Genomic DNA, 20,363 nt, shown 5'->3' on the forward strand with positions numbered 1-20,363 from the left:
GAGTTGTGAAGGGCTTGTGCCCTTCGAGTGTCGAGTGGCCCCAACTCCCGCTGTCAAACCTTCAGTTGGCGGCGCGGGCTCGTGGCGGGTTCAGTCCTTGGCGTGCTTCGGGGTCGGCGCGACGATCGGCGACGCGTTCTCCGGCTCGCCGCCCGGCGTGCGCGGCAGCTCCGGCGAGGCCGTGTCCAACGGCACCGACCAGGCGCGTACCAGGCCCAACTGGACGTTCTGGCGCGGGAGTACGGCGTCCAGGAGCCAGTCCGCCGCGACCCGGACGCGGTTGCCGGGGAGCGCGGCGAGGTGGTAGCCGCGGGTGACGAGGCCGGCGGGGAGGCCGGAGAGGGGGAGGCCCAGCGGGTCGGCCGCCGCCTCGCCGCCGCCGAGGTCGACCACGAAGCCCAAGTCCTTGTGGTGGTACGGGCGTTGGGCGCGGCCGGTGAGGGAGGCTGCGACGTTCTCTGCCACCAACTTGCCTTGCCGCCACGCGTGTTGTGCCGTCATCGCCGTGAACTCGCCCGGCCTGTCGGTGTCCGGGACCGCGGCGACGTCGCCGCATGCGAACACCTCGGGCCTGCCCGGTACTTGGAGGGTCGGCTCGACGAGGATGCGGCCCCGCTCCAACGGGAGGCCCAGCGACTCGGCGAGCGGGTCGGGGCGTACGCCCACGCACCACACGAGCGTCCGGGTGGGGACCGACTCGCCGTCCGTCAGCAGGACGCCGTCCTTCCTCGCCTCCTTCACGGACGTCCCCGTCCGCACTTCCACGCCCCGCTCGCCCAGTACGCGTGTCGCCGTGCGCGAGAGGCGTTCGTCCAGCTCCGGGAGGATGCGCGGGGCCGTGTCCAGGAGGAGCCAGCGGGTCGTGAGGGCCTCGTGGCGCGGCCGGGTTCGCTGCAACGCGTCCGTGAACAGGCGGCCCTGGGCGGCGACTTCGGTGCCGGTGTAGCCCGCGCCGACGACCACGAACGTACAGCGCGCCGCCGGGTCGTCCTCCGTCGCGGCGAGTTCCATCTGCCGGGTGATGTGATCCCTCAGGTACAGCGCCTCGGGGAGGCCCCGGAAGCCGTGCGCGTACTCGGTGACGCCGGGGACGGGCAGCAGCTTGTTCACGCTGCCGACGGCGAGCACGAGACGGTCGTACGGCAGCGAGCCGGTACCGCCCTCCGGTCCCCGGTAGTGCACGGCCCGGTGATCGAGGTCCACCCGGTCGGCTTCCCCGAGCACGATCCGTACGTCCCGCAGGGTGCCGGGCAGAGAGACGGCGACCCTGCGCGGCTCCAGGACGCCGGTCGCGACCTGCGGCAGCAGGGGGAGGTACAGGAAGTGGTCGGTCGGATTGAGCACGGTGATCTCGGCCCGCCCTCGCGCCGCTCGCGCGAGCTGCCGAGCGGCACGGTATCCGGCGAAGCCGGCTCCGACGATGAGGATGCGGGGGCGGCTCATGGGGGCTCCTGGGGTGGTGGGAGGGGGTGGGGGGTGCCGGAGGGTGGGCGGCTGCGGGGTGCGTCGTGGTTGCTCGCGCAGTTCCCCGCGCCCCTGAAAAAGCCACGGTCACCGTTCGTCTTTGAGGGGCGCGGGGCTGTATCGCTTTGCGGCTCCGCCACGTGGGCGCGACCAGCCCCCGGCGGGCCTGGGCTGTTCGGATGGGCTGTGTGGGTCGGCCCTGTGCTGTTCAGGCGGGTCGTGTGGGTTGGGCCTGGGCTGTTTGGATGGGTTGCGTGGGTCGGCCCTGCGTTATTCAGGCGGGCCGTGTGGGTTGGGCCCGGGTTGCTCAGATGGGTCGTGTGGGCCGGTTCTGCGCTGTTCAGATGGGCTGCGTGGGTTGGGCCCGGGTGTCCAGACGGGTCGTGTGGGTTGGGCCTGCGCTGTTCAGATGGGCCGCGTGGGTCGGACCTGGGCTGTTCAGATGGGCCGTGTGGGTCGGACCTGGGCTGTTTAGGCGGGGCGTGTGGGTCGGACCTGGGCTGTTCAGGCGGGGCGTGTGGGTCGGGCCCGGCCTGTCCAGGCGGGGCGTGTGAGCCGGGCCCGGGCTGTTCAAGCGGGCCGGGCCCACGCGGCCCTCGCTCCTCAGATGGGTCGCTGTCGGGGTTCCGGCTGCGGTGGTGCCGCCGGTGGGTACGGGACTCCCGGGCCGCCCGTCGGCATCGGGCCCCGGAGCGCGTCCTCGCGGAGCTGGGCGCGGAGTTGGGCCTCCGGGTCCGACGGGGGTTCGTGGGGCGAGGTGTGCGGGCGGGCCGCTCCCCGCAGGGCGTACGCCGCCACTCCCAGGATCGCCGCCATGATCAGTGCCGCCGCCCAGCCCGGGAGGGCCGTGTCCAGGGCCAGGCCCACCGTGAGGGCCAGCGCCGCGCCCGCGTACAGGGCGACCGCGCCCGACGCGGCGTACAGGGTGGCCCGGCGCCGCTGCCTGCGCGTCTGCTCGCGCAGCTCCTCGCGGATCGTCTCCCGGGCGACCTCCGTCAACTCCTCGACCAGATGTTTGTCGAGATGTTCGAGATGGTCCATGCGTTTCATGGCGGCCGGGTACCCCTCGGCGGCGGCGCGTAACGCGACGGTTCGTACGGGGGCGGCGGGGTACCCGGCGGGCGTCCGAGGCCTTGCCGTCGCCCCCCGGAGGGCGGGCCGGGCGACCTCATCGGGACGCCTCCCGCATGGGCGCAGCACCTCCCTGTCCCCGCTCGCACGCAGCCGGGAACCCGGGGGAGCGCGACGGCAGGACCTGTACACCCCCGTACGTAAGGAGAACCGGCCATGGGCCACGGCGGAGACGTCATCGTCGAACTCACCACCGACCACCGGGAAGTGGAGGAACTGTTCGCCCGTATCGAGGCGCTCCCGCCGGGGGACGCACGGCGCCGCGACCTCGCCGACAAGGCCGTGATCGAGCTGGTCCGGCACTCGGTGGCCGAGGAGATGTACCTCTACCCGGCCGTCCGCACCGCCCTCCCCGACGGCGACCGGGTCGCCGACAAGGAGATCGCCGACCACTCCGAGGCCGAGCGCACGATGAAGACCCTGGAGGGCCTCGGCGCCGACAAGCCGGAGTTCGACCGCCTGATCCGCGAGCTGATCGCGTCGGTCCGCTCGCACCTCCGCGACGAGGAGGAGACCCTCTTCCCCCGCCTGCGCGAGGTCACCACCCCCGACGACCTGGCCAAACTCGGCGACCAGGTCCGCCACGCGAAGTCCACGGCCCCGACCCGCCCCCACCCCTCGGCCCCGAACACCCCGCCGGCCAACAAGCTCCTGGCCCCCGGCACGGGGATGGTGGACCGCATCAGGGACGCACTGACGGGCCGCGGCAAGCACTGAGTGGCAAGCACTGAGTACTACCCGGGGACTACCTGAGGACTACGACCGGAGGGCAGAGAGCCCGGGGCGGATGAGGCGATTCCCGACCTCACCCACCCCGGGCTCTGTCTCCCCCTACTTCCCCAACGCCCGTGCCAGTTCCGCCTTGTTCATCCCCGACCTCCCCTCGATCCCCCGCCGGCGAGCCTCCTCGTACAGCTGATCCCGCGTAGGCCCGCCCGCCCCCTTGTGCGACCGCTCCCCACCCCGCTGCGAAGCCGACTTGGGGTCCTTCAGCGACGTACGGCTCGCGGTCTTCGACTCCCCGGCCCGCGCCCGCTCCTTGTTGACGGTCCGCGCGGCGATCTCCTCGGCGCGTGCGGTGGACTCGCCGCGCTTCTTGGCGGACGCCTTGATGTGCTCGTACTGGCGTTCCCGCTTGCTGCTCGATCCTCGGGGCATGACAGCCCACTCCTCTCAGATCTCAGACTTTTCAGGCTTTCGCGAACACCTCGGTGAACGTGTGCGTGAACTCCGGCAGATCGTCCGGCCTGCGGCTCGTGACCAGCAGGTTCGGCCCCTGGCCGCAGACCTGTACGGGTACGTCGACCCAGGTCGCGCCCGCGTTGCGCAGGTCGGTCCGCAGGCTGGGCCAGGACGTGAGGACCCGCCCGTCCACGACACCCGCCTCGACCAGCAGCCACGGCGCGTGACAGATCGCGGCGACCGGCTTGCCCGCCTCGAAGAACGACCGGGTGAACGCGACCGCGTCCGCGTCGAGGCGCAGCGCGTCGGGGTTCGCGACCCCGCCGGGCAGCACGAGCGCCCCGTACTCCCCAGGGTCCGCCTCGGCGACCGTGCCGTCCACCGGGAACAGGTCGCCCCGGTCGAGATGGTGGAACGCCTGGACGGTGCCGGGCCGGGTGGACAGCAGGGACGGCCGGTCCCCGGTGGCCAGCACCGCCTGCCACGGCTCGGTCAGCTCGATCTGCTCGGTGCCCTCGGGGGCCGTCAGGAAGGCGATGTTCACGGGGATCAACTCCTCGGTGTCGGTGGCCGCGTGGCGGGTACCCGGCCCGGATCCGGTGATGCGTACCGGAGGGAAGGAGCAGGACTCATGGGACTGGGAGGGTGCCTCGGCCTGATCGCCGTGGGAGCGATCCTCACGTTCGCGACGGACTGGGATGTGGAAGGAGCCAACCTCGATCTGATCGGCGTGATCCTCATGGCGGTCGGCGTGATCGGCACGTTCACCTTCGCGAGCATCGCGCGCCGCAGGCGGGTGATCGTCCCGCCGACGACCCCGGTCATGGACGACCGCGGCCCGCACCCGTACGAGTGAGGACTTCACATGCGGTACGACGAACTGGCCGAACTGGGACAGCAGTTGAGGGTGGACGCGGTACGCGCCGCGCAGGCGGCGGGCTCGGGACACCCGACCTCGTCGATGTCGGCGGCGGATCTCGGCGCGGTCCTGCTCGCCCATCACCTGCGCTACGACTTCGCGCACCCCGCGCACCCCGGCAACGACCGGCTGATCCTCTCCAAGGGCCACGCCTCACCCCTGCTGTACGCGCTGTACCGCGCGGCCGGAGTGGTGGACGAGGCCGAACTCCTCACATTCCGCCGCAAGGGCAGCCGACTTGAGGGCCATCCGACGCCCCGCCTGCCGTGGGTCGACGTCGCGACCGGCTCCCTCGGCCAGGGCCTGCCGGTCGGCGTCGGCATGGCCCTCGCTGGTCAGCGCCTCGACCAACTCCCATACCGGGTCTGGGTGTTGTGCGGGGACAGCGAGCTGGCGGAAGGCTCGGTGTGGGAGGCCGTCGAGCACGCCGGGCACGAGCGCCTCGACAACCTCACCCTGATCGTCGACGTCAACCGCCTCGGCCAGCGCGGCCCGACGCGCCTGGGCTGGGACCTCGACGCGTACGCCGCACGGCTGGCCGCGTTCGGGTGGCACACGGTCGCCGTGGACGGGCACGACGTCGCCGCCGTGGACGCCGCGTACCGCGAGGCGGCCTCAACCGAGGGGCGGCCCACGGCAGTTCTGGCCCGCACCCTCAAGGGCAAGGGCGTCGCCGGGGTCGAGGACGAGGAGGGGCAGCACGGGAAGCCGCTGCCCGACGCCGAGCGGGCCATCGAGGAACTCGGCGGGGCGCGGTCCGCGCGGATCGGCGTCGCCCTGCCCGTCGGGAGCCGTCGCCCCGAGCGGCCCAAGCCGGAGCAAGTCTCCTGGCCCCGCTACGAGTTGGGCGAGCAGGTCGCCACGCGCGCCGCGTTCGGGGACGCCCTCGCCGCGCTCGGCTCCGAACGGGACGACGTCGTCGTGCTGGACGGCGAGGTCGGGGACTCCACCAAGGCGGGCGTGTTCGGGGAGGCCCACCCCGAGCGGTACTTCGAGTGCTACATCGCCGAGCAGCAACTCGTCGCCGGGGCCGTCGGGTTGAGGGCGCGCGGCTATGTGCCGTACGCGGTGACGTTCGCCGCGTTCCTCACGCGGGCCCACGACTTCATCCGCATGGCCGCCGTCAGCGGGCTCGCGATCCAGCTCTGCGGCTCGCACGCGGGCGTCTCCATCGGCGAGGACGGCCCCTCCCAGATGGGCCTCGAAGACCTCGCGATGATGCGGGCCGTGCACGGCTCGACCGTCCTGCACCCCTGCGACGCCCACCAAACCGCGTACCTGGTACGGGAGATGGCCGACCTGCCCGGCATCGGCTACCTGCGGACCTGCCGCTCCCCGATGCCGGTGATCTACGGCCCCGACGAGGAGTTCCCCGTCGGCGGGTCCAAGGTGCTGCGGTCCGGGCCCGACGACCGGGTGACGGTGATCGGCGCGGGGACGACCGTCCACCAGGCCCTGCGCGCCGGGGAGTTGCTGGAGTCCGTCGGGATTCCGGTGCGAGTGATCGACCTGTACTCCGTGAAGCCCGTCGACGAGGTCGCGCTCAGGGCGGCGGCCGAGGCGACCGGGTGCCTGCTGACCGTCGAGGACCACCGCCCCGAGGGCGGCCTCGGTGACGCCGTAGCCGCCACCTTCGCCGACGGACGACCCCAGCCGAGGCTGGTCCGGCTCGCGGTGCGGGACATGCCGGGGTCGGCGACACTCGAAGAACAGGTGCGGGCGGCCGGGATCGACGCGGAGGCCATCGCGGCGACGGTGATGCTGCTGACGGGGCGGGCCGTTGTCTCCTGAGGGGAGCGGGGCGAGCGAAGGACTTGCGATGAGCGACGGCCGCCGGGAGACCCCCGCCGAGCGGGCCGACCGACGCTGGAACGACCTGCTCCAGGAGGTGCGGGTCGCCCTCACCGGCGTACAGGTCCTCTTCGCGTTCCTGCTCGCCGTCGTCTTCCAGCCGAGGTTCGCGGACGTCTCCGACACCGACCGCGCGCTGTACGTCGTGACGGTCGTCCTCGCGGCGGCCACCACCGGCGCGCTCATCGGGCCCGTCGCCCTGCACCGCATCCTCACCGGCCGGCAGGCCAAGCCGCAGACCGTGGACTGGGCCGCGCGCCTCACCGTCCTCGGCCTCGGCCTGCTGCTCGGCACGATGACGTCCGCCCTCCTGCTCGTCCTGCGCGCGGTCGTCGACGACACCCTCGCCGCCTGGCTGACCGTCCCGACGGCCGGGTGGCTCGCGCTCTGCTGGCTCCTGCTGCCGCTGTGGGCGCGGGGGAGAGCCGGCGACACGCATGGCGGGGACCGGCCTGGGAAGCCGAACCCGTGACGACCTGTATCTGTCCGGCACGATCTGTGAGGAGGACGGACCCCATGAGGGCCAAGCCCGGAGCACGGTACGTCGAGACCGGCGGGCACAACCGGATGGACTGGCAACGCGACGCGGCCTGCGCCGACGCCGCCGACCCGGACCTGTTCTTCCCCATCAGCCTCAACGGCCCTGGCGCCGACCAGGTGGAGGAGGCCCGCCGTGTATGCCGCCGCTGCCCGGTGGCGGCACGGTGCGCGGAGTGGGCGCGGGAGACGCACCAGAGGGCGGGGGTCTGGGGCGGGGTTCCGGTGGAGGCGGAGGCGGCTGGGGGCTGACCCGGGTACCCCTTGACGCGGCCGGGGTGAGTTCGGCGCGGCCGAACAGCAGCGCGTAGCCGGTGGGCAGTTGGTGGAGGATGCGGGTGATCAGGTCGGGGCCGCCGACCGCGACGCGTCCGCGAAGTAGACCGGGATCTGGCCCAGATCGGTGTCAGAGTGGCCGTCGAGCCGATCAGTCGCACCGAACGGAGTACGCCGTTGAGTCTCGACGTCCAGGTCACCTTCGACGCGCACGACCCCCGCGCCCTCTCCGGGTTCTGGCGGGAGGTTCTCGGGTACGTGTATCCCGCTCCGCCCGGCGTGCAACTCCCGGACGGGGCCGATGCGTTGGCCGCGTGGGACGAGTTTCTCGCGAAGGTCGGTGTGCCCGAGGCGGAGTGGAACGACAAGTCGGCCCTCGTGGACCCGGAGGGACGCGGACCCCGGCTGTTCTTCCAGCGCGTGCCCGAGGGCAAGACCGCCAAGAACCGCGTCCACCTCGACGTCCGCGCGGCCCCCGGGCTGGAGGGCGACGCCCGGATGGCCGCGCTGGAGGCCAAGTGCACGAGCCTCCTCGCTCTCGGCGCGACCCTGCTGCGCCGACACGAGCCGGAGCCTCCGCTCAGCGCCGGGTTCCTGGTCATGGCCGACCCCGAGGGCAACGAGTTCTGCCTCGACTAGCTCGGCGGCGCGGTTATGTTGACCATCCACGGGACGCCGAAGCGGTCCGTACACATGCCGAAGACGTCACCCCACATCTGCTTGTCCAGCGGCACCGACACCGAGCCGCCGGCGGAGAGCTTCTCCCACCAGCCGCGCAGCTCGGTGTCGTCGTCACCGCTGAGGCTGATCGAGTACCGGTGCTCGGCGGGCGGCGCCATGCCGGGCGGGTTGTCGGCGCACATCAGGGTGAACCCGGCCGGGGTCTCCAGCATGCCGTGCATGATCTTGTCGGCGAAGTCGGGGCCCGCCTGGCCGAAGGAGCCGTACGTGTTCAGCGACAGCGTGCCGCCGAAGACCTGCTCGTAGAACTCCAGCGCCTGCCGGGCCTCGCCGGTGAACGTGAGGTAGGGGTTGAGCCGAGAAGCCATGCGAGCCTCCAGAAGTGCGGTTGCTTCGCACCGTAACGCGGCTCACTGACAACGGCGCGGCGGTGTCACACCAGCTTGCGCAGGATCCGCTCCTTGACCTGCGTGAACGGCGGGTACGCCACCCGCAGCGGGTCCAGCAGGAGCGGCTTGTCCAGGACCGCCTTGTGGTGACTGAACGTGTCGATGGAGTGGGACCCGTGGTAGCGGCCGACCCCGCTCTCCCCGACCCCGCCGAACGGCAGTCCAGGGACGGTGAGGTGCGCGTTGGGCACCCCGAACGCGAGCGCCCCGGACGACGTCTCCGCCTCCAGCCGCTTCTTGGAGCGGCCCGACCCGACGAACGCGTACAGCGCGAGCGGCTTGTCCCGCGCGGTGATGAACGAGATCGCCGCGTCCAGGTCGGACACGCGCACGATCGGCAGGACCGGACCGAAGATCTCCTCCCGCATGACCGCCGACTCGGGGGACACGTCCGCGAGGACGGTCGGCGCGATGAACCGCGTCTCCTTGTCGTGCTCGCCGCCCACGACCGTACGGCCGTCGCCGAGCAGGCCGGTGAGCCGCTCGAAGTGATGGTCGTTCACGATCCGCCCGTAGTCCGCGCTCTCGGCGGGCCGCTCCCCGTACATCTCCCGTACGGCCGCCGCGAGATGCTCCTCGATCTCGGTCGCCGCGTCCCCGACCGCGAGGACGTAGTCCGGGGCGACACAGGTCTGACCGGCGTTCATGAACTTGCCCCACGCGATCCGCCGCGCGGCGGCCCTGAGGTCGGCGCCGGGCTCGACGACTGCGGGGGACTTGCCGCCCAACTCCAGGGTGACCGGCGTGAGATGGCGGGCGGCGGCGGTCATCACGATCCGGCCCACCGCGCCGTTGCCGGTGTAGAAGATGTGGTCGAAACGCTGCTCCAGGAGCTCCGTCGTCTCCGGCACGCCACCCTCCACGACGGCCACCGCGTCCGGGTCGAGGACCTTCGGCAGCCAGTGCGCGAGCGCCGCCGAGGTCGCCGGGGCGAGTTCGCTCGGCTTCACGACCGCGCAGTTGCCTGCGGCGAGCGCGCCGACGAGGGGGGCCAGCGCCAGCTGGAGGGGGTAGTTCCAGGGGCTGACGATCAGGACCGTGCCCAGCGGTTCGCGTACCGTCCGCGCGCGGGCCGGGGCCAGCGAGATCGGTACGCCGACGCGGCGCGGGCGCATCCAGCGGTTCAGGTGGCGCAGGGTGTGGTCGATCTCGTTGACCACGAAGCCGAGTTCCGTGAGGTACGACTCCAGGGGGCTCTTGCCGAGGTCGGCGTGGAGCGCGTCCGACAGCTCGGTCTGGCGGTCGATCAACAGGGCGCGCAGGGCGCGGAGTTGCTCCTTGCGCCAGCTCGCGGGGCGGGTGCGGCCGGTCGCGAAGGTGGCGTTCAGGCGGGAGACGGTCGCCGCGGCGTCGAGGGTGGTGCGGGTGTCGAGGGACATGCGGTCCAGGGTATATGAAACGAAAATGTTTCGTTTCGTATGTGTATTCTCGTACGTATGACCCCCGCTCTGCCCGACCTCACCGACCGCGTCCTGGAACAGCTCCACCGCCCCGAGGGCGACCTCCTGGAGACGGACACGGCCTGGAACCTCTCCCAGACGCTCCAGCACTGCGCCCAGACCGTCCGCTACTCGGTCACGGGCTACCCGCGCCTGAAATCACCGGTGTTCCGCGCGACGGCGGGCGCCCTCGCCAAGAAGGTCTTCCTGAGCCGGGGCGCGATGAAGCACTCCCTGACGGCCGAGATCGACGGCGCCCCGCCCCTGGACCCCGACCTCCCTCTCTCGGAGGCGGCGGCGGACCTCGCGGAGGCGGTGGCCCGCTTCACGACCCACACGGGCCCGCACGCTCCGCACCCGGCGTACGGTCCGTGCACGCATGACGAGTACGCCCGCCTGCACGCGTACCACCTTGCGGAGCATCTGCCGGGGTTGACCGGTGTCCGAGGCTGAGCCTGGCGGGAGCGCGGCGGGGGTGTCTTGTGGGGACGAGGTGAGGGCGTCCGGTGCTGCTCCCGCCCCTGCCCGCCGAGGGCGTCCCCGTGATGCCGCTCGCGACCGTGCTCTCCTCGCCGCCACCCTCGCCGTTCTCGCCGAGAGCGGGTACGGCGGGCTGACCACCGCCGCCGTCGCCGCCCGCGCGGGTGTCTCCACCGCGACGCTCTACCGGCGCTGGTCCTCCAAGGAGGAGATGGTCCTCGCCGCGGCTGCCGCCTTCACCGCGGATCTGGAGCAGCGGCCCGACACCGGCAGCCTGGAGGGCGACCTCCGTCTCCTCCTGCGCGACAAGGCCACCGGCCTGACCGGCGAGAACGGCCGCCTGATGCGCGCACTGATCGGCGAGGCCGCCCACAACGTCACCCTCGCCGAGGCCCTCACCGCCGCGTTCATGACGCCGGTACGCGACCGCGTCGAGGAGGTCGTCCGCCGGGCCGTCGACCGGGGCGAGATCGCCCCCGTCGAGGACGCCGACCTGGTCGCGGACTTCGTCATCGGCCCGATGGTCAGCCGCTTGCTGCTCACGGCACGGCCTACGGAGGCGGCTGATGCGGAGGGGACGGCGGACAGGTTGCTGCCGTTTCTGTTGAGGGCGGTCGGCGGACCCCTGCAACCCCTTCAGCAGCCCGACGGCACCCGGTAACCGGTACTGCCCAGCACCCCGACTCAGCCACCCGCCAACGGCGATGCCGGCTTCGGGTACCCCGCCAACCCCCCGTCCGGCACCGACACCCCGCCGTCCACCACCAGCACGTGCCCCGTCACGTACGACGACGCCGGTGACGCGAGGAACAGTACCGACCCGGTGATCTCCTCGACCGTCGCCCAGCGGCCCATGGGCACGTGGCCCATCAGCCACTCCGACAGCGCGTCCGTCTCGCTCGCGAACGTCGTCATGTCGGTGAGGGTCCACCCCGGGCACACCGCGTTGACGCGGATGCCCTGCCGCGCCCACCCCACCGCCAGGCTCTTCGCCAGCGACACCTGCGCCGCCTTCGTCGCCGCGTACGAGTCGAGGAGCGGGGCGCCGAGGAGGGCCGCCGTCGAGGACATCAGGACCAGGCTCGCCCGCGCGGACTCGGCGAGGTACGGGTACGCGGTCCGGCACAGCGCTGCGGTCGCGTCGAGGTTGACCGAGACGACCCGGTTCCAGGCGGCCTCGGGCAGGTCCTGGAGCTGGACGAGCAGCATCCCGCCGTCCGCGTCGGCAGCCGTCACCCCCGCGTTGTGGACGACGACGTCGAGCCCCCCGAGCGCCTCGGCGGCCCGCTCCACGAGCCCCGCCGCGACCCCCGCCTCTCCGAGGTCCCCGGCGAGGGCCGTCACCTTCCGCCCCCGCTCCTCCACCTCCCGCACGGTCTCCTCCAGCGCGGCAGCCGTCCGCGCGGTCACCACCAGATCGCACCCCGCGTCCGCGAGCGCCTCGGCGACCGCCTTGCCTATGCCGCGCGAGGCGCCGGTGACGAGGGCGCGGGCACCTTCGAGTCGGAAGAGTTCAAGGGACGAGGCCATGGGGGAGTCCTCTCGGAAAACGGAAGCGGAACGGCGCCCCACGAGCCGCCCGCACCCCGGCGGACGGCGTGCGCGGCAGCCGCACGCGCCGCCGATGCGCACTGCGCGCGACCGCCCGTACGGACGCACCCTGAGCCTGTACGACACCGGCCGCACCCGGCGCCCGTACCGCTGACCGGTGTGTTGAACACGAGCGGACGTTGAACGTCCGTCGGGGGTGACCGTGCGACGACTGAGACCACCGAACCGAACCCTGCGCGCACTCCTCACCGAGTCCGGCTGGTCGGGCGCGCGCCTGGCCCTGGAGGTCAACTCGCTAGGGGCGGCACAGGGGTTCACGCTGACCTACGACCGTACGACGGTGTCGCACTGGCTGTCGGGAACCCAACCCCGCCCGCCCGCACCACAGTTGGTGGCACAGGCACTGTCGACGAGACTCGGCAGACGGTTACGGGCCACCGACACCGGACTCGCGGAGACCGGGGACCCCGAGGCGGGCGAGAGCGGAGTGGCCCTGCTGGACGGGGCGTTGGGGCTGGTCGACCGGCGGGAGGTGTACGCGGTGGGGGAACTCCACGGGGTAAGTGAGACGGCGGCCTCTCAACTCACCACCACCGCAGCCGAATTCGACCTGTCCCACCCACCACGGCACCCGGCGACCACGATCGGCACCCCCCACGTCGAATCCGCCCGCCACCTCCTCATCGTCCTCTCCCGCAGCGACGACGTCTTCGGCTCCGGCGCGGTCCGCGAGCCCCTCCGCAGGTTCCTCGGCACGACCCTGCTCCCCTGGCTGCGAGGCTCCGCCCCACCCGGCATCCGGCGCGAACTCTTCGAGGTCGCCGCCCAGTTGGCGTACCTGTGCGGCTTCGTCGCGTACGACGGCGGCCGGCACGCACTGGCGCAGCGCATGTACTGGGCCGCCGCGAGGCTGGCGGACGAGGTCGGGGACCGCGTCGGACACGCAATCGCCCTGCGCGGACTCAGCGTCCAGGCCCACCAATTGGGCCACGCCGACGAGGCAAGGGCGCTGGCGTGGGGCGCCGCCCGGATCGGCGTCCGGCATGCCCCGCCCCGCCAACACGCCTTCTTCCTCGGCCAGTTGGCGGTAGCGGAGGCCGCCACCGGCGACGCCACCTGCCTCGCAAGACTGACCCAGACCGAACGCTGCCTCGAACGCGCGGGCGGCGCGGGCGAGTTGCCGACCGGCGCGTTCCACCCCGGCGCGCTCGCCCTGCAACAGGCGTACGTACACAGGGCACGAGGCGACCACCGGTCGGCCGTACGGGCGTTGGAGACCTCGCTGCGCCACCGGCCGCCGGACGAACGGCGGTCCACGGCCATCACGCTCGCCGACCTGGCCCTGACCCACCTGGACATCGGCCACCTCGACCGGGCCTGCGCGGCGGCGCACACCTTCCTCGACACATATCCGGTGATCGCCAGCGACCGGGCGGACACCCGGCTGCGCACCCTGCTGGCCCGGCTGCGCCCGCACGCCCGCAACCGGGCGGCGGCGGGCGTGCTGGAGCGGGCGCGGCGCACTCCGCCGTGAGGGGGCGGAACCGTCAGCCCCCGGGCAGGCACAGCACGCGCCGGACCAGGTCCGCCCATGCCGCGTACAGGCGGGCCGTCGGGAGCGCGCGCCGGTCGAGGTAGTCGATCGTCTCCCAGCTCAGGAAGGACATCAACGCGCGGGCGAGGAGCTCGTGGTCGCCCGCGATGCCCGCCTCGCGCAGCAGCCCCGTGACGTGGGTCTGGAAGGCGCGGCCCGGAACGGAGGCGTCGCGGTGCTGCGGCTGGAGGACGCGGGCGAGGGCGGGGCCGAGGTCGCCCTCGACGGTCGTCCGGTCCAGGAGGGCGTGGCCGAACGCGGTGAGCCGGTCGACGGGCGGCGCACCCGGTCCCAGCGGCGGGGGGCCGGACGTGCACGCCTCCAGGAAGTCCGCGTCGGCCTCGTCGAGGAGCGCGGCGAGCAGGCCGTCCCGGTCGCCGAACCGCCGGAACAGGGTGCCCTTGCCGACGCCGGCCTCGGCCGCGACCTCCTGCATCGTGACGTGCCCGGGACCGTACGCGACGACCAGGCGGCGCGCGGCGTCCAGGATGCGCTCCCGGTTGCGGGCGGCGTCCGAGCGCGCGGCGTCGGAGGCGCCGTCCATCGTTCTCCTCGGGGAGGGGGGATGAACTGCTCAGGCTAACGACGCGGGTCCGCACCGGTAAGGACCTTGGGACCGAGAGGGGGTAGGCGGATGGGACTAGGCCCCCGGCGCCCTCAGCAGCGCCTCCGTCAACAGCTCCGCGCACCTCGTCGCCGCCCACGGCAGTCTCCGTACCGCCGCCGTCTGCACCTGTGCCTCCCGCTGGCGGAACACCGGATGGTCCACGCGGACGTGCGCGAGGCCCGTGTCGTCGAGGTCGCCCAGGTCGCCGACCAGGGCGATGCCGCCGCCCGCGCGGACGAACGCGTACTGCGGGGCGAGCGCGTCGCACACCAGCGCCGGGCGCACGCTCAGCCCTTCGAGGCGTACGCCGATGTCGAACAGCTCGCGCTGGCTGGTCCCCGGGTTGGCCAACGCCAGGGGATACCCGCAGAGTTCGGCGAGGCCCACCCGGTCGCGCCCGGCGAGCGGATGGCCGTACGGGACGAGCGCGGTCACCGGCACCACCACCGAGCACTCGACGCGTACGTCGGCCTGCGGCCCCATCGCATAGGTCACCGCGACGTCCGCGAGCCCCTCCACCACCCGGCGCGTCGCCTCCTGACGCTGCACGACGTCGATGCGGAACGACACGTCGGGATGGTCGCGGCGCAGCTCGGCGACCGCGAGCGGGACGAGGCGCTGCGCGAACCCCTCCGAGCAGGCGACGGCGACCGTGCGCGCCGCAGCACCCCCGCCGCTCCTCAACTCCTCGACCAGCGCCGCCGATTCGGCCTCCGTGCGGCGCGCGTGGGACAGCAGACGGAGGCCCGCCTCGGTCGGTGTCATGCCGCGCGGATGCCGGACGAACAGCGGCATCCCGAGGCTCGACTCCAGCTTGGCGATCTGCCGGCTGACCGCCGACGGCGCGACGTTCAGACCCTGCGCTGCCTCCGTCACCGAACCCGCGCGGGCCACTTCGAGGAAATACGCCAGGTTCACCGGCAGCATCTGCACCAAAACCTCCGGAGGGTTGCCGAAAAGAGAACGCGGGACGTCACAAACGGCAATGGTCGCAGACCGCGAACCGCCCTACTCTGCTGATGCCACACCTCCCCGGAACCTTGGAGAGAGCACCCGTGACCCCCGAGAAACTCGCCCGCGCGGCCGAGGAGTTCGTCGACTCCGGTGCCTTCTTCGCCGAGCTCGCGACGATGGTCGCGTACCCCACGGAGAGTGCGCTCCCCGAGGGCCGCCTTGCCCTGGAGGCATACCTCGGCGAGATCCTGACCCCCGCGCTGACCGACCTCGGCTGCACCGTCACCCGGCACGAGAACCCCTCACCGGCGGCCGGTCCCTTCCTGGTCGGACGACGCGTCGAGGACCCCGCGCTGCCGACCGTCCTGTGCTACGGCCACGCCGACGTCGTCGAGGGCATGGCCGGACGGTGGAGCGAGGACCGCGACCCGTGGACCCTCACCGCCGACGGCGACCGCTGGTACGGGCGCGGCGCCGCCGACAACAAGGGCCAACACCTCGTCAACCTCGCCGCATTGCGGCTGCTGCTCGCCGAACAGGACCGCCTCGGCTTCAACTTGACGTTCCTCTTCGACCCCGGCGAGGAGATCGGTTCCCCCGGGCTCGCCGAATTCGCCGCCTCCAACCGGGAGTTGCTCGCGGCAGACGTCCTGCTCGCCTCCGACGGGCCCCGCCTCGACGAGACGACGCCGACGCTGTTCCTCGGTGCGCGGGGCGCCGTACAGCTGCTCCTCGACGCCGATCTGCGGCCCGGCTCCCACCACTCCGGCAACCGGGGCGGCGTCCTGCGCAACCCGGCGACCACCCTCGCCGGGGCCATCGCGACGCTCGTCGACGGACACGGCCGCATCCTCGTCCCCGAGTTGCTGCCGCCGCCGGTGAGCCCCGAGGTGCGGGAGGCGCTCGCCGGGGTCGAGGTCGACGCCGATTCGTACTGGGGGGAGCCCGAACTCACCCCCGCCGAACGGCTCTACGCCTGGAACACCCTCGAAGTCATCGCCTTCTCCGCCGGGGACGCCGAGCAACCCGTCAACGCGATCCCCGGGCGGGCTCGCGCGGTGCTGCAACTCCGGCACGTCGTCGGCACGGAGATCGAGGGGGTCGCCGCTGCTGTCGCCGCGCACCTGGCTTCCCACGGTTACTCGATGATCGACGTCAGCACCCTCGGCGCGTACCCCGCGAGTCGTACGCCGCTCGACGATCCGTGGGTGCGGTGGGCGCGGCCCGTCCTCGACCGCGCCGCCGGGCGGCCCGTCGCCGTCCTCCCCAACATCGGTGGCGGTCTGCCGAACGCGGTCTTCACGGACGTACTCGGCCTGTCCACGCTCTGGCTCCCGCACTCCTACCCCGGCTGTCGGCAGCACGCCACCGACGAACACCTTCCCGCGTTGATCGCGCGGGAGGGGCTGGTGCTGACCGTGGGGCTGCTGCATGCGCTGGGGAATCCGACGGTGGAGCATCCGCTGCCGGTCCGCGTGTAGTGCTGCCGCGCGTAGTCCTCAGGTAGTCCCCGTGTAGTACCCGGTGGGGCCATGGCACTCCCACCGGGCGGACCCGTCATACCCGTAGTACCCCATACCCGTAGTACCTCCGGCTCCCGCACCCCTCCCGTCCCCCTCCCCGCCTCGGCCCGCCGGAAGGACCCCTCCCCGTGACCGCTCCCTCCCCGCAGTCCACCCATACCGCCGCCCCCGTCCGCCGGAGCGCCACCAGGGCCATCGCGGCGGCGACCATCGGCAACGCCCTCGAATGGTTCGACCTCGCGGTGTACGCGCTGATGGCCGCGCACATCGGGCGCACGTTCTTCCCCGGCGGTGACCCCGGCGTCCAACTCGTCCAGGCGTACGCCGTGTTCGGGGTCACCTACCTGATCCGGCCCCTCGGCGGGCTCCTGCTCGGCGCGTATGCCGACCGGCACGGCCGCAAGAAGGCCCTGATGCTGTCGATCCGGCTGATGGTCCTCGGCACGCTGATGCTCGCGGTCATGCCGGGCTACGACACGCTCGGCATCGCCGCGACCGTCGGCGTCGTCGTCGCCCGGCTCTTCCAAGGGTTCGCGGCGGGCGGGGAGTTCGGGGCGGCGACCTCGTTCCTCGTCGAGCAGGACGAGCGCCGCAAGAGTTTCCTCGGCAGCTTCCAGTTCGCGAGTCAGGGGCTGTCGACGCTGATGGCGGCCGGGTTCGCGGCGGGGCTCACCGCCGTACTGAGCACCGGGCAGATGGACGCGTGGGGGTGGCGAGTCCCCTTCGTCTTCGGCCTGTTGATCGGGCCCGTCGGGTATTTCGTGCGGCGGTACGTCGAGGACTCGCCGGCCGTCGTGCGCGAGCCGCAGGCCAAGTCGCCGATGGTGACGGTGTTCCGCGACCACTGGCGGGGACTGCTGATCGCCGGGGGCCTCCTGGTCGTGTCGACCGCCGTGAACTTCATGCTCCAGTACCTCCCGACGTACGGGATCGACGAACTCGGCCTCGACGACTCGCTCTCCTTCACCGCGCTCCTCATCGCCGGGGTGGTCCTCACGTTCGTCACGCCCGTCGTCGGCCTGCTCGGCGACCGGTACGGCCGGCTGCGCCTCATGGTCCCGGCCGCGCTGCTCCTCGGCGTCTCGGCGGTCCCCCTGTTCCTGTGGCTCACGGCGTCCCCGACGTTCCTGACGCTCGCCCTGTGCACGACCATCCTCGGCCTGCTGAAGTCCGTCTACTTCGGCACGCTCCCCTCGGTGATGGCCGACACGTTCCCGCCCCACGCCCGCGCCACCGGCCTCTCCTTCAGCTACAACACGACCGTCGCGATCTTCGGCGGCTTCACCCCGACGATCGCGGCGGCCCTGATCCAGACGACGGGGTCGGGGGTAGCTCCCGGGTACTACCTCCTGAGTACGGCCCTGCTGAGCGTGGCGGCGCTGGGGGCGGCGGTACGGGTGGGAGGCATCCGCTGAGGGGAGACCGGCACTCGGCGAGGCTCCGGTGGCCGCAGGGCGGAGTGAGCGCGCGGACGCACTGACGGCTGCCGGCCGACCTGCGCTTGATCGGGGCTGCTGCCGAGCGGTGTGTATCGGCTGGCTGGTGGCCGCCGGGCGGGACATGCTTGCCGGTGGCCACCAGCTGAGCAGCGTCTGCCGGTTGTCCTGTCCGTGTCGGCCTGTCGCTGTTCCCGGGCCGATGGGCCTCGGCCGGCTCGCCGGTGGCCCCCTCGCGACCCGGTGCCTTCCGGCGTGCGGCCGGGCAGCGCTCGGGGCTGCTGCCGAGCGGTGTGTGTCGGCTGGTTGGTGGCTGCTGGGCGGGATGCGCTTGCCGGTGGTCGGCGACCCAGCAGCGTCCGCTGACCGAGTAGCGCTCGCCGCCGCTCCGTCCGCGCCGACCAGCCTCGCCGGTAGCCGCCCCCGCGCCCCGGTGCCCTCCGGTGCGCGGCCGGGCAGCGTCCGCCCGCCGTCCTGTCCGCGTCGGCCTGCTGCTGTCCTCAAGCCGACCGGCCTCGGCCGACTCGCCGGTAGCCGACTCGCGACCCGGTGCCCTCCGGCGTGCGGTCGAGCAGCGTTCGCCCGCCGTTCCGTCTGCGGCGATCAGCCACTACCCCCAGACCAACTCGCCCCGACCGACTCGCCGGTAGCCCCCCGCGATCCGGTACCTTCCGGCGTGCGGTCGAGCAGCGTTCGCCGGTCGCCTCGTCCGGGCGTCGACCTTCCGCTGTCCCCAGGCCGACCGGCTTCGGTCGATTCGCCGGTAGCCGCCCCGCGACCCGGTACCCTCCGGCGCGCAGTCGTGCCGCACCCGCCCGCCGCCCCGTCCGCGTCGCCCGCCCGCACTGGCCCACGCAGCCCAGCCCGGTTTTTTAGGGGCGCGGGGCTGTATTGATTTGCGGCTACCGTCGCGTGAGCGCGACCAGCCACATCGAACCCGCACCCGTCCGACCAGATTGCCCCCCACCCGGTATCCTCCGGCGCCATGACCACCCCCCTCCCCAGACTCACCGACGCCCACCGCCGCGCCCTCCTCGTCACCCGGCATCGGCTCGCCCCCTCCTTGCGCGCGGCAACTCCGGAGGAGGTCGTCGAGTCGGTGCTGTGTCTGCATGCGACGGACCCGGCGAGTGTGTATCTCTCGGTGGCCGCGCGTCAGGAGAACCCGTCCGTTGGAGAGTTGGAGCGGGCCCAGTACGAAGACGGCACCCTGGTGCGGATGTTGTGCATGAGGCGCACGGTGTTCGTGGTGCCCCGTGACCTCGCCCCGGTCGTCGACGCGGCGGCTGCCCGCCCGGTCGCGGCACGACTGCGCCGGGATCTGCTCAAGGTGCTGGCCGAGCAACTCGGCTACGACGAGGACAGGTTCACGGCCGTCGAACGCGAGGTCGTGGCCGCGCTCACCCGCCTCGGCGAGGCGACGGCGAGTCAGCTCTCCGACGCCGTACCGGAGTTGAGCGAGCGGATCGTGCAGTCACCCGGCAAGACGTACGAGGCGCGGCCGAAGATCGCGAACCGGTTCCTCGGCGTGATGGCGGCGGAGAACCGGATCAGGCGCGGGCGCCCGCTGGGGAGTTGGGCGTCGTCACAGTTCCGCTGGCGGCTCGTCGAACCGCACCCGGAGCTGTCGGCGCCCGAGGCGAGGGCGGCGCTGGTCACCCGCTACCTGGAGGTGTTCGGCCCGGCCACCACCGAGGACGTCAAATGGTGGACGGGCTGGAACCTCACCGACACCCGCAAGGCCCTCGCGGAGACCGGCGCGATCCCGGTCGCCCTGGACCACGGCGAGGGCCACGCCCTCCCCGCCGACCTGGAGACCCCCGAGCCCGTGGCCCCCGGCATCGCCCTCCTGCCCGCCCTCGACCCCACCCCGATGGGCTGGCGACACCGCGACTGGTACCTCCAACCCGCCCTGACCACCGACCTGTTCGACAACAACGGCAACATCGGCCCGACGGTCTGGTGGGACGGCAGGGTCGTCGGCGTCTGGTCCCAGCGCGCGGACGGCGAGATCGCGACCCACCTGTTCGAGCAGGGGATCAGCGCGGCGGCGGTCACGGCGGAGGCCGAGCGCCTCAAGGACTGGTTCGGCGACACCCGGATCCGCGCCAGCTTCCGTACACCGATCGAACGGCGCCTGTACGAAGGCACCCTCTGAAAGGCACCGCCCGAAGTCCCTGCCCGAAGTCCCAGAGAACGAAACGGGGTTGCCCTCCGCATAGCGCCAACCCCCCGTGACCGGTGAGAATTCTGCGAAGCACGCTTCCGTCCGAGACGTGAACGATAAGG

At 72.5% G+C, this 20,363-nt stretch carries 21 protein-coding genes and 1 pseudogene; 12 read left to right on the top strand and 10 right to left on the bottom strand.

What is annotated here, in order from left to right:
• Positions 1 to 90: 90 nt before the first annotated feature.
• The gene (locus J8M50_RS20780) at positions 91 to 1,443 is read right to left on the bottom strand and encodes an NAD(P)/FAD-dependent oxidoreductase (protein WP_010353722.1); all 1,353 of its coding nucleotides are present in this window, start codon (positions 1,441 to 1,443) and stop codon (positions 91 to 93) included.
• A 624-nt stretch (positions 1,444 to 2,067) separates the two neighbouring features.
• Entirely contained in the window at positions 2,068 to 2,514 is a 447-nt protein-coding gene (locus J8M50_RS20785; RefSeq protein WP_078480773.1) for a phage holin family protein, read from the bottom strand.
• Between the two features lie 237 nt (positions 2,515 to 2,751).
• On the opposite strand from J8M50_RS20785, the gene J8M50_RS20790 reads away from it, so the two are divergent.
• Positions 2,752 to 3,312 (top strand): hemerythrin domain-containing protein, encoded by a 561-nt coding sequence (locus J8M50_RS20790; protein ID WP_010353720.1) that lies wholly within the window; start codon positions 2,752 to 2,754, stop codon positions 3,310 to 3,312.
• A gap of 114 nt (positions 3,313 to 3,426) precedes the next feature.
• On the opposite strand, the gene J8M50_RS20795 is transcribed toward J8M50_RS20790, so the two are convergent.
• Positions 3,427 to 3,753 carry a hypothetical protein gene (locus tag J8M50_RS20795; protein ID WP_010353719.1) on the bottom strand — a complete coding sequence of 109 codons (327 nt, stop codon included), beginning with the start codon at positions 3,751 to 3,753 and terminating at the stop codon, positions 3,427 to 3,429.
• A 31-nt stretch (positions 3,754 to 3,784) separates the two neighbouring features.
• Positions 3,785 to 4,321: a type 1 glutamine amidotransferase domain-containing protein gene (locus J8M50_RS20800; protein WP_010353718.1), complete on the bottom strand. Its 537-nt coding sequence runs from the start codon at positions 4,319 to 4,321 to the stop codon at positions 3,785 to 3,787.
• An 87-nt stretch (positions 4,322 to 4,408) separates the two neighbouring features.
• On the opposite strand from J8M50_RS20800, the gene J8M50_RS20805 reads away from it, so the two are divergent.
• The 4 genes from J8M50_RS20805 to J8M50_RS20820 all read left to right on the top strand — a co-directional run bounded on the left by J8M50_RS20805 (position 4,409) and on the right by J8M50_RS20820 (position 7,336).
• Positions 4,409 to 4,633 (top strand): hypothetical protein, encoded by a 225-nt coding sequence (locus J8M50_RS20805; RefSeq protein WP_010353717.1) that lies wholly within the window; start codon positions 4,409 to 4,411, stop codon positions 4,631 to 4,633.
• Between the two features lie 9 nt (positions 4,634 to 4,642).
• Entirely contained in the window at positions 4,643 to 6,487 is a 1,845-nt protein-coding gene (locus tag J8M50_RS20810) for a transketolase (RefSeq protein ID WP_010353716.1), read from the top strand.
• 28 nt (positions 6,488 to 6,515) lie between these two features.
• Positions 6,516 to 7,019 carry a DUF6328 family protein gene (locus tag J8M50_RS20815; protein ID WP_010353715.1) on the top strand — a complete coding sequence of 168 codons (504 nt, stop codon included), beginning with the start codon at positions 6,516 to 6,518 and terminating at the stop codon, positions 7,017 to 7,019.
• A gap of 95 nt (positions 7,020 to 7,114) precedes the next feature.
• Positions 7,115 to 7,336 carry a WhiB family transcriptional regulator gene (locus J8M50_RS20820; protein ID WP_040836456.1) on the top strand — a complete coding sequence of 74 codons (222 nt, stop codon included), beginning with the start codon at positions 7,115 to 7,117 and terminating at the stop codon, positions 7,334 to 7,336.
• 16 nt (positions 7,337 to 7,352) lie between these two features.
• On the opposite strand, the pseudogene J8M50_RS20825 reads toward J8M50_RS20820, so the two are convergent.
• Positions 7,353 to 7,448, bottom strand: a pseudogene (locus tag J8M50_RS20825) (DUF2267 domain-containing protein); the annotation flags it as partial.
• Between the two features lie 89 nt (positions 7,449 to 7,537).
• On the opposite strand from J8M50_RS20825, the gene J8M50_RS20830 reads away from it, so the two are divergent.
• Positions 7,538 to 7,999: a VOC family protein gene (locus J8M50_RS20830; protein ID WP_010353713.1), complete on the top strand. Its 462-nt coding sequence runs from the start codon at positions 7,538 to 7,540 to the stop codon at positions 7,997 to 7,999.
• Here J8M50_RS20830 and J8M50_RS20835 read toward each other — a convergent pair.
• Together J8M50_RS20835 and J8M50_RS20840 are read right to left on the bottom strand one after the other, a co-directional pair.
• Entirely contained in the window at positions 7,996 to 8,409 is a 414-nt protein-coding gene (locus tag J8M50_RS20835; RefSeq protein ID WP_010353712.1) for a VOC family protein, read from the bottom strand. The two genes, J8M50_RS20830 and J8M50_RS20835, sit on opposite strands and share 4 nt — an antisense overlap.
• Positions 8,410 to 8,474: 65 nt before the next feature.
• Positions 8,475 to 9,869 (bottom strand): aldehyde dehydrogenase family protein, encoded by a 1,395-nt coding sequence (locus tag J8M50_RS20840; protein WP_010353711.1) that lies wholly within the window; start codon positions 9,867 to 9,869, stop codon positions 8,475 to 8,477.
• 57 nt (positions 9,870 to 9,926) lie between these two features.
• Here J8M50_RS20840 and J8M50_RS20845 point away from each other — a divergent pair, with 57 nt between their 5' ends.
• Positions 9,927 to 10,382, top strand: a complete 456-nt coding sequence (locus J8M50_RS20845; RefSeq protein WP_029183856.1) for a DUF1569 domain-containing protein — start codon at positions 9,927 to 9,929, stop codon at positions 10,380 to 10,382.
• 40 nt (positions 10,383 to 10,422) lie between these two features.
• A complete protein-coding gene (locus tag J8M50_RS20850; protein WP_010353709.1) occupies positions 10,423 to 11,070 on the top strand; it encodes a TetR/AcrR family transcriptional regulator in 648 nt (215 codons plus the stop codon).
• A gap of 23 nt (positions 11,071 to 11,093) precedes the next feature.
• Here J8M50_RS20850 and J8M50_RS20855 read toward each other — a convergent pair whose 3' ends face one another.
• Positions 11,094 to 11,939, bottom strand: a complete 846-nt coding sequence (locus J8M50_RS20855; RefSeq protein WP_010353708.1) for an SDR family NAD(P)-dependent oxidoreductase — start codon at positions 11,937 to 11,939, stop codon at positions 11,094 to 11,096.
• A 223-nt stretch (positions 11,940 to 12,162) separates the two neighbouring features.
• Between J8M50_RS20855 and J8M50_RS20860 the strand changes: the two genes are divergently transcribed.
• Complete coding sequence (locus tag J8M50_RS20860; protein ID WP_040836455.1) at positions 12,163 to 13,494, top strand: tetratricopeptide repeat protein; 1,332 nt, start codon at positions 12,163 to 12,165, stop codon at positions 13,492 to 13,494.
• 13 nt (positions 13,495 to 13,507) lie between these two features.
• Here J8M50_RS20860 and J8M50_RS20865 read toward each other — a convergent pair whose 3' ends face one another.
• Positions 13,508 to 14,098, bottom strand: a complete 591-nt coding sequence (locus tag J8M50_RS20865; protein WP_010353706.1) for a TetR/AcrR family transcriptional regulator — start codon at positions 14,096 to 14,098, stop codon at positions 13,508 to 13,510.
• Positions 14,099 to 14,194: 96 nt separating this feature from the next.
• On the bottom strand, positions 14,195 to 15,088 hold the full coding sequence (locus J8M50_RS20870; RefSeq protein WP_010353705.1) for a LysR family transcriptional regulator: 894 nt from the start codon (positions 15,086 to 15,088) through the stop codon (positions 14,195 to 14,197).
• Between the two features lie 128 nt (positions 15,089 to 15,216).
• Here J8M50_RS20870 and J8M50_RS20875 point away from each other — a divergent pair, with 128 nt between their 5' ends.
• From J8M50_RS20875 to J8M50_RS20885, 3 genes are all read left to right on the top strand, one after another.
• Positions 15,217 to 16,596: a M20/M25/M40 family metallo-hydrolase gene (locus J8M50_RS20875; protein ID WP_010353704.1), complete on the top strand. Its 1,380-nt coding sequence runs from the start codon at positions 15,217 to 15,219 to the stop codon at positions 16,594 to 16,596.
• 170 nt (positions 16,597 to 16,766) lie between these two features.
• Positions 16,767 to 18,053, top strand: a complete 1,287-nt coding sequence (locus tag J8M50_RS20880; protein ID WP_010353703.1) for an MFS transporter — start codon at positions 16,767 to 16,769, stop codon at positions 18,051 to 18,053.
• Positions 18,054 to 19,059: 1,006 nt separating this feature from the next.
• Entirely contained in the window at positions 19,060 to 20,232 is a 1,173-nt protein-coding gene (locus J8M50_RS20885; protein WP_010353702.1) for a winged helix DNA-binding domain-containing protein, read from the top strand.
• Positions 20,233 to 20,363 lie beyond the last annotated feature (131 nt).

The organism is Streptomyces acidiscabies, assembly GCF_020010905.1.
Taxonomy (GTDB): domain Bacteria; phylum Actinomycetota; class Actinomycetes; order Streptomycetales; family Streptomycetaceae; genus Streptomyces; species Streptomyces acidiscabies.